The 9,568-nt window shown below is 47.0% G+C and carries 5 protein-coding genes; all 5 read right to left on the bottom strand.

Features of this window, described 5'->3' with window-relative positions; genetic code table 11:
- Positions 1–2,231 (bottom strand): glycoside hydrolase family 2 TIM barrel-domain containing protein (locus tag ACWB0I_RS16500; RefSeq protein ID WP_479389183.1); only part of this gene is annotated, 2,231 nt, incomplete at its 3' end.
- The gene (locus ACWB0I_RS16505) at positions 2,228–3,487 is read right to left on the bottom strand and encodes a DUF4861 family protein (protein ID WP_479389184.1); all 1,260 of its coding nucleotides are present in this window, start codon (positions 3,485–3,487) and stop codon (positions 2,228–2,230) included. The genes ACWB0I_RS16505 and ACWB0I_RS16500, both read right to left, overlap by 4 nt.
- Positions 3,488–3,546: 59 nt before the next feature.
- Complete coding sequence (locus tag ACWB0I_RS16510; protein WP_479389185.1) at positions 3,547–4,710, bottom strand: alginate lyase family protein; 1,164 nt, start codon at positions 4,708–4,710, stop codon at positions 3,547–3,549.
- 9 nt (positions 4,711–4,719) lie between these two features.
- The gene (locus tag ACWB0I_RS16515; protein WP_479389186.1) at positions 4,720–6,645 is read right to left on the bottom strand and encodes a FlgD immunoglobulin-like domain containing protein; all 1,926 of its coding nucleotides are present in this window, start codon (positions 6,643–6,645) and stop codon (positions 4,720–4,722) included.
- A gap of 4 nt (positions 6,646–6,649) precedes the next feature.
- Positions 6,650–9,271, bottom strand: coding sequence for a chondroitinase-B domain-containing protein (locus tag ACWB0I_RS16520; protein WP_479389187.1), 2,622 nt, complete (start codon positions 9,269–9,271; stop codon positions 6,650–6,652).
- Positions 9,272–9,568 lie beyond the last annotated feature (297 nt).

Raw genomic sequence — 9,568 nt, forward strand, 5'->3', positions numbered from 1 at the left:
CCACGGCACCAGGGCAACTCATCCCAAACCAGTAAGCCAAGTGAATCGCAAGCCCGGTAAACCATTGGATCTTGCGGATAGTGCGCCAGGCGCACAAAATTGGCGCCCATCTCTTTGATCGCCTGCATATCTGCCCAATGCAAGGCATTCGGCATGGCTGCGCCATAACCGGCATGTTCTTCGTGACGATGCGTGCCTTTTAACAGCAAACGTTTACCGTTTAAATAAAACGGACCATGCTCTTTGAACTCAAACCAGCGGTAACCGACTTTTTCCACAAGCTCATCGGTCGATCCCTGTTGTGTTTTTAAATGTACAACAAGTGTGTAAAGTTGTGGATCATCCGGCGACCACAATTGAGGATTTTTCAAAATGGGCAGTTGGCTTGCGATGATATTCAATCCGGCTTGCAGTCGCACGCTCTGCTCTTTCTGCAACACCTCTTTACCGCCTGGCGCTTTAAGCTGGAGGTTCAGCCAGGCGTTCTGAGCATCCCTGCTTAAGACTTCGACTCGTAATGCTGTGCTGGCACTCTGCCTGTTCACTTCCGGGGTTGAAATCCATACATATTGCAAATAATCGGCCGGAACCTTTTCTAACCAGACATCCCGCGTTAAGCCACCGTAAATGAAAAAATCCGATTTTTGCGAAGGAATCAGATCGGGTTCATAGGCATTGGAAACATAGACCAACAATTGATTCCAATCATTCGATTGAATAAATGGCGTTAAATCGAATTTAAATCCAACATAACCACCCACATGCTTGCCCACAAAGCGATCATTCAACCAGACTTTACAAACCGTGTTGGCGCCTTCGAAGCAAATAAGCAGACGTTCGTCATGCGACATCCTCTCCACAAAAACATTTTTTTTGTACCAGTTGCCCGCCCTGCGATATCCGGGCTTTCCATCCACAACGTCAAACCGGTTCCATGTATGCGGTAAATCAACTCGCTGCCAGTCGTCTTGAAATGCTGGCAATTGGTCTTTCTGGACATCTTTTTCAAGAAAATACCAATTTCGATTCAAGGAGACTTTTTGACGCTTTCCTTCTTTTTTAAATAGATGGCGCTCTTTCCAATAGTAATTTAAGGCCTCTGTTAGAAAATAATCACCCGCAGGAAACGATTCATCCACACCCCATCCCTTGTGGTAATGATAGACCTGATGGAGAAGCAATCCTTGCTCTTCCTCCCGATCACTCTGCCAATACATGTAATGATTGAGCAATGCCTGTAAAATAGCGTCGGCAGCCCGGCGGTAAGTCTCCGTTCTGCTGCCCTCGTGGCCAATGAAGGCCAGACGATACAATCCCGCAGCCAGAATCGCAGCAGCAGAAGCATCCCGATAATCCCGAGCCTGCAGATCAGTAAGGTCCCAGAATGGAACAAGGTCTAGCGGTAAATGCGCCAGCATAAAATCGGCCATCCGTTGCGCCGTACGTAAAAAGCGTTCATCTTTGGTGTACTTGTAAGCAACGGAAAAACCAAAAACGCCCCAGGCCTGTCCTCTGGCCCAGGTTGACGCGTCGCTGGCGCCCTGATGCGTCTGCTTTTTAAGCACTCTCCCGTTCTTCGGATCAAAAATTACCACATGGAATGACGATCCATTGGGACGCACATGTTGTTTCATACAGGTGATAGCGTGGGCATAAGCCACCTCAGCGTATTTTGCCTGACCCGAAACTTCTGTTGCCCAGAACAGCAGTTCCAGATTCATCATGGTGTCGATGATGCTCCATCCTGCTTTCTTTGTACTACCCAACTTGCCCCAGGCCCGGATAAAATGCCCTTTTGGATTGTACCTTTTGTACAGCATTTGAGCGGTCTGCAAACCAGCCGCCTTAAACGATGGATTTCCGGTTACCTGAAATGCCCTGACCACGGTTGGATAAAAAATGAAACCCATGTCGTGTGTATCATCTTTTCCGGCAAAGGGGATCAGTTGTCTGGCAAAACTTAGTGCGCGCTGTTTTAAAACTTCATCTCCGGTCAGGCGATACATATTCCACAGCTCTCCTCCCAAAAACCCGGAAAGCCAGTTCACCCTGTCTTGATATTTCCATTTGCCGTTTTCCGTGTACAACTGAAAACGATCGGTCCGCCAGTGATCCATTTCTAATACGCGCCGGGCTATCTTCTTTAGGGGAACTTCCGAAGATTGAAAGGCCTGAACAGGCAAACAGAGCATTAAACAAAAGGCCATGCACTGGATAAAAAAACGTCTCATCTCAATTCCTTTAAATATTTGATCTGAATGGGATTTGCCAGCTTTTCCTGCCAGGAATGGACTTCATCCAGACATAACGATTTGAAGGATTGCTGAGGAAAATTATCTTGCCAGAGAGCTCCGCTGTAGAATACTACCGATCGTATTCCGGGCGCATAATATTTCAGCCAATTATTTTTTACGGTGCTGGCAAAAGATGGCAAATCTGGCATCACTTCTCCAACCAACACCGCCAGGGAATCACCCGATAGAGCAGGAATGCCCAGAATAAGCCTCATGGATGGATGCCCTTCAAACAGATACATATCTGCCGTTTTAGGCGCCATGGCTCCCACAACCAGACCGGCCTTTCCCCTCAAGATATTGATCTCATGCAGCGTTAAATAACTGCCTGCAGTAATAAAATGGCGTGCCGCCACATCGACCTTTTGCCGGCCAATTTGCCAGCCCCGATATTGAATTTCCAGACCAGCACGCAATGGCCCATCTTCAAGAACGGTACAAATCAGGCTGTCTACATTTTCAGGAGCAAGAAAAGATATTTCAGGAATATCTCTCTTCTCAACAATAAGTGAGAATGTTTTCTTGTTTATGGTGTGTAATGCAAAAGAGCCAACACCAAAAGTTTCCCCCACTTTCAAAACATCCATTCCCCACCAGTTCATTTCATGATAGGTTTTGGATGTGTCGTGTCCTACAATTGGAAGGATCATTTTAGCGGTTCTTTTGCCAAAGACGTCAATCGCATTCCGACGATCCAGATACAGGCGGTAACCGATTTTATCCGCTTCCCATCCAGGCCCTTCATAGCGAATCAATTGATCGTGAATCAAATGCTTATGGCCCACAACAACCCTGGGTACCCTCACAAATCGCCCTCCGATCCATTTTTTTCCATCAAATGTGGCCCCTTTTCGAATTGAAATTTCGGCATGGGCGCGTTGCGGATATTCTGGAACTGAACCCTCGCTCTTCTCGATTAACAGGCGCTTTACTTCTTTGGGCTTAAAATCCAACAACAGCCCAATATTGCCGTTGAATAAAATCTGGTAAGAAATGGGCTGGCCATTCTGGCTAATTTTCAGTTTCCTTTTTTCCGGAATTCTTTGATCAGAAAAAACCTCATGCCAATCTAATTCCACAAAGGCATCATCCCAATGCAAATCGGTGGGATTTTTTAACTCAACCTGCGCCTTTTGCTTTGTGCAAGAAATGATACTGAAAATCATTAAAAAGCATAAAATAAACCTACGCATCAACACTTACCTCCCGGGGATTCCCTCTTTAATTGGTGAACACTTTTTGAAAATTGTATTCAAAAGTATTCTTCCCAGATCAATGGCTGCCGGATGAAATAATTGCGCAACACTTCATATTCGACTGGATCGGCCGGTAGCTTTTTCCATAAACCCAGGTATTCTGGTCGCTTCAGTTTCAATCCGCCAAACAGTAAAGAAGCCTGGCGAACGGGCCATTTTTCAAAATACATCACATCTTCAGGATAGGGCCATTGGGATTTGTCCTTCATGTAAGGAAACATAAATTCCAGAGCTTTAGCAATACCTCTCCCATCCGGGAGTGTAAATTGCCATAAATCATCATTGTTAGAAGCTAAAACACAAACCATGGTTAAAGCATCCAGATTAAAGAGTGAATAACCGTAAGGCTTAGTACGCTTCAATTCTCTCGGGAAACTCCCATCCACAGCCATCTGTTCAGGAATCAACCTTTGCCTGTAAAAGTCACGGACAAAATCGAGTTTTGCACTATCGCCGGTTAATCGGGCATAGGCGGCTATCTGCATGGCCCAGCAAGTAGAATGGTTATTGCCATTATCCCGTTCTTTAATGCCGTAAGGATGAGTAAAAATCCATTCCATGAAATTTACGAACCACCCTTTAACTGCTTTCAATGTCTGCCCATCAATCGCATGTCTTTGCTCCAGAACACGCACAGCCTGCACCACCTCCACAAAATGAATGGCGTCAATAATACCAATTCCCCGACCTGTAACCCGACCTTTGATGGCCTGAGCATAGAGCATGTGCGGATTCATCTTTGTTTCTTCGTCCACAAACCAGGCCTTAAGATGTTCAATCGCGGCCCGGGAATAGGTACTGTCACTGGTCAACAAAAAAGCGGCTGTCAAAGCCGGTACATGGTAGCTAAGGCGCATTAAAAGTTGACGATGTTTAATGAAATTATCCGGATTGCTCAGGCCGTCCCGCCTTATGTAAGGACCATCGGGATTCTGAGGATCAGGCCACCAGTAATCGCCTTCCGAATAAAAATCGTGCAATCCCCCGGCGCTCCGCGGGCAACTGAAGGCCGTGATGGTGACCGGCAGCTCTCGCAGGGCAAAACGAGCCTGAGGCAGGACGCGTTGCCGTTCCAGACTGTGTAAATCAAATGATTGCTGGCAGGAAGTTAAAAGCGCGCTTCCTAACAATAATGCGATTTTTAAAAATTTTAAATACATGGCTAACCTTTAACGGATTAATAATAATTTAAGAGATCGGGCCAGATGATTTGTAGTACGGATTGTAACAAAATAGATGCCACTGGGCAAAACACGTTCCTGCGCATCCACACCTTTCCATAGGAAATCGTGCTCACCCTCTGGCAGGACGCCAGGCTCAATCAAATCCACTTGCTGACCAAGAGCATTAAAAAAGACAATTTTTACAGAATGGGAGCGTTTCAACCGAAATCGAATGCGCACCTGCTGGTTGAACGGATTCGGATAAGCCTTTAGTAATTGTAAATCATTGAGTGTGGTACGAGTAAAAATTTTGCTTTCATCGATGTTGGTAGCTTTCATACGATCTGCAAATTGTGCCAGGTAGAGGGATTGCGGATAGAGGCCATCAAGATTATTGCCCTCAATATAGCCTTCCGGCTCGTCAAAAGAGGCCGGCGGTTTTTTACCGGTGATTTGTTTCCCTTTGCAGCCAATGGCGTAATTTTGGGCAGTCGGTGGTTTCTGGACGATCAAATCGCCATCGGCCACGTCGCAGTTCCAGGCTACGGAATGGGCGGCCGCCCAACCGTGACTGGTGCCATAGTACCCCCGACAATACAAACCTAATAATCGAGGGTTGTACCCAGGACGCGGGCCATCCAATTCTACCAGGTTGTCGTACAATAGGCCTTGCGACCAGCGTCGGTGGCCTTCGCTGGAAGCGTAAGCTCCGGACGACTGGCAATTCAAAAACACAATTCCACTGGTCCAGGAAGTGCCATTGGACATGTAGTGATGTCGGCCATTGGTAGCCAGACAATCTTTGAATAAAATGAGCTGTGAAGCGGTGTAAGCTTCAAAATTGTAGCGCCTTCCGCCGGTAATTTTGGAAACCGGGTCCAGCGCTTTACAACTTTCGATGGTCACGCGTGTAGCGGTGTTGGTTCTAAAACCAGCCTCTCCAAAATGCAGAACCGTGCAATTGCGCACCCAGGCATCTTCGATTAAAAACAGATCAATGGCATTCCAGGCATGTGTTTCGTCTTCGCCGCCATCGGTTTCGATATCGACGCGCAGGTTTTCAATGCCAATCTGGGTCTCCAGTTTATGGCGCAGATAGGTGTAAACATAAGATTGTGAAAGGCTACGGATTAATGTGTTAAACACGGGCGCATCAATGCTAATCGTGTCGCCATGGATGGCTTTCACATAGCGATTGTAAACGATGGGCTGGCTACCGATTTCCCATGGAACATCCACGCCTGGTTCTGCGTCAGGATCATTGGAATGCGTGCCGCCATAATCGATAGCCTGCAACCACTCTTCGGTGCAGGGATGAAAAATAATAATATTATCGCCCACATGGTAATAATTCGGCTTTTGCACACGAAAGGAACGCGCCCCCACGAGTACCGTATCGTCCAGAATGTTGGATTTGGTTCCAGGAACCATCTCCCGCCATTTGGAATCATCGCCGCCACCGGCCACAATGACCGAGCGTTGGTTGGGCGAATTTCCTTTGGCTTTAATGATCGTATTGCTGGTCGGATCCGCACCGTCGCCTTCTCCGCGCAGTACAATCCCTCTTTTATTTAAATAGATGGTACCGTACACTTCGTAAATTCCTGCTTTTAATAGAATGGCGCCACGAAAGCCGTCAGAATCGGGTTCCAGCTGCCCCAGCGAATCGATGGCCTGCTGAATGTGAGTCGTATTGTCTCCGGCTATTGGTTCCATTTCCAGCACAACAGGGATATCAGGGATGGCCTGTTCACCATTCTTGTAGCCCGCGTAACTAAAATCAGGAATCACATTGCCTTCGGCATCGCGAACATAATGCAACCGGTCATCGGAACCGTAAAAGACGATCCGGGATTGCCATTGTTCCTGTGCCCGTAAAAAGACAGTACTCAACAAAAGAATGAGCATATTCAGATGTGCTTTTTTCCACATTTTGTCACCTCAATAAAAGAAGTTTTTTCGTTTGCCATAGTTTTCCGTTTTCTACTCGTAAAAAGTAAACACCACTGGCATGCCCATTGGCCTGCCAGTTCCAGGTTAGGGTTTGTCCTTTCTTAACAAGCACAGCGCCCCGTTTCAGCGGCCGGCCACGGGCATCCAAAATAGTCCATTTTAAGGCACCGCTCTGCCCGGCAAAAATCTGAATTGTCGTTTGCCCATTGAAGGGATTGGGGAAATTTTTAACCAGCGGATATGCCGCCTGAGCCAGGTTACTTCCCTGCTTTTCCTCAATGGCCAGCACCTTTCCGGTCCAGCGCAAATCACCTAATGGATAACCGTCATCGGCTTTGCCCCAAAAATAGGATCCGGCCTGAAGCCTGAAGTTACCATGCTCAGGATCAACAAATTGCGGATCAAGTTGCCAGATGCGACTTCCCAGAGTAGCACTACGCTGCAAGTCGGGTAGCGTCGTATTAAAAAAGTCGCAGTAATCCACTGTAGCTGTGGGCCCATAAATTCTGATTGAAGGATCCGTGGCTGGCCCGGAAGCAAAAAGGCAATTCTTGATGAGCGTAAAATCCGCTTCCCGCGCATTGATGATGGACGTACCCTGGTCTCCTACTTTGTAGAAAGTACAATGATTAACCAAAATATTGGGTCCGGGTGTAAATGGAACGTCGTCCCCGGCATAGACATCGATAAAAGACTGTTTAAAATCCCAGACCGTGCAATTTTCCAAAGAGAGATACTGAATGTTGAACAAACCACTCCCCTCGGTCTCTTCTTTGGCCACAATCCCTTGTCCAGTGCCATGGAAAAAAGATGTACGCTCAAAAATCAATGAATCCATCATGCTGCCGGCATCAGCCCAAAAAACGGCTGGCCCACTGTGCTCTACGGTTAGGGAATCGGTTTTTAATTGCCCATGGTTTACGGCATTTTTAAAGAGGTAAGTCACCTTATTCTGGCCATCGATGCTCAAATTTTGCAAGTTAAGTCGTTTGGCTTTGGACCAGAAAAAGAGAGCAGGCAGAGAATCGACCTCTGTAGTTGGTGCAATAACCGGAAGCCGGCGTAAACCCTCTTTTCCCCGAATGGTAATACTTTTATCGATTTCAATAGGTGCAGAAACCGAATAGACCGCTCCGTCATCGGAAATGAGTTCGACAATATCGCCGTCATCCGCCTTTTGAATGGCGGCTATTAGAGAATCGCGTCCCGCTTGCACCTGAATAACCGGCGTGGGCGGAGGTTCAGGCGGGTACCAGCCAGGGCCCACATCCCCTTTTTTTAAAGGATAAATCAAGACCGGATCACTGCTTTTTTCATCGGCCCCTACATCGGCCGGAAAGGTTCTGGACTGCCCATCCATATCCACACTCACAAAATCCACCGTATCGACCGCGGCCTCCAACAACGGACTGCTATCAGCCGGACGATACAGGCCATCTGCTGCAAGCTGCAATAGTGGATCTTTGAGTACAATTCCCGGAATCGTGTCGAACCCCGGATCGGGCCCAAAGAAGATATTGCCTAACCAGGTCATATTTATTGGTTGATCTTCAAAGGTAATGATCGGATTATTAAACGAGGCATAAATGGTATTATTGGCGATCAAACAATCTTTGGGAGGCAAAGTTCTCTCTTCATCGGCCCCCGCGCCTATCACTAAAGGTTCGTAACAATTAACAAGCGTATTAAACACCACCTGCGCCCGCTTTACCTGAAAATAGCGGTTCAAAGGCGAATTGGGAACGCCATTCATGATCGAAAGGGCCGCTCTGAGGCCCGTGCCGTTTAAATCCTGAAAATAGTTATTGTAAACGCGATGATCTTCACCAATGATGCGAACGCCTCCGGCATCATCCAGATGATGGCCAAAAAAGAAATTGGAGTAAACATAGCAACGATTGCCATGACGCAGGGTCAGAGTGCCGCGACACTGATCAAAGGTGTTGTAGCGGTAAGTGTTTTCACACGATTTATTGGAAATAATCTCGATTTCCCCGTCACACTGCTCAAAATAATTCCATTCCACCGTGGTGTAAGAATCGTACATGGACCAATCGCTGGTGCCAATGCGAATGGTTTCACCGCCATTTTGCCCTAATTCAGGGCGAGGCCCAAAATGGTTGTGATCGATCCGGTGATGATTGGCGTAAGTGGCCAGCCAGACCACCAGGGTGGTCCCCTGATGATTTTTACCGGCAAAATAGCAATGATCCACCCGATTGTATTTACCATACAATGAAACCCACTTGTAATCGGTACTTTTACTGGAAGGATTAAAATCAACAATCGCGGAGTTGGTTAAACGGCAGTGCTCAGCCAGACGGCTGGAGCTTTCGCGAAATTCGATAACCGCACCGCTAGGACTGTAACCATTCACAAAATAAAGCCCATCAACGATCACATATTTTCCGCCGATGCGCAAATTGGAGGCGCCGGTAATCCAGACCTTGCCAGCAGTCTCCGCCTTTAAAACTATGGGAGCGGTTTCTGTGCCCGTGCCTTTGATGAGTATTTGCTGATCTTTCCAGAAACCATTTTTCATGAGCAGCGTATCGCCGGCCTGGATGTTGGAAAGCTGCGCCTTAATTTCCTGTGCGTTTTTCACCAGAATGGTTCCCGCCTCCAGGTGCCATCCGCTCAAAACCAAAAAAAATAACCAAATTCTAACAACCCATATTCTAAAGTTATCCATAGTGTCCAAATCCATTCCATAGTAAAAACAGGGCTTTTTTTCTTAGCCCTGTTTTTTGTTGCGGTCCATTAATCTAAAACACACATCCCGGTGTATCAAATAATCCATTATTATTTAACGATCAGCATCTTTTTAACCGCATGGTGTGTCCCATCCGTTAAACGGTAAAAGTAAACGCCGGAAGCCAGGTCACCGGCCTCAAAAGTAACC

It is taken from the genome of Caldithrix sp., assembly GCF_056497305.1.

Coding starts and splice junctions, on each gene's coding strand:
- ACWB0I_RS16515 (WP_479389186.1), bottom strand. CDS start 6,645: ATGTGGAAAAAAGCACATCTGAATATGCTCATTCTTTTGTTGAGTACT.
- ACWB0I_RS16505 (WP_479389184.1), bottom strand. CDS start 3,487: ATGCGTAGGTTTATTTTATGCTTTTTAATGATTTTCAGTATCATTTCT.
- ACWB0I_RS16510 (WP_479389185.1), bottom strand. CDS start 4,710: ATGTATTTAAAATTTTTAAAAATCGCATTATTGTTAGGAAGCGCGCTT.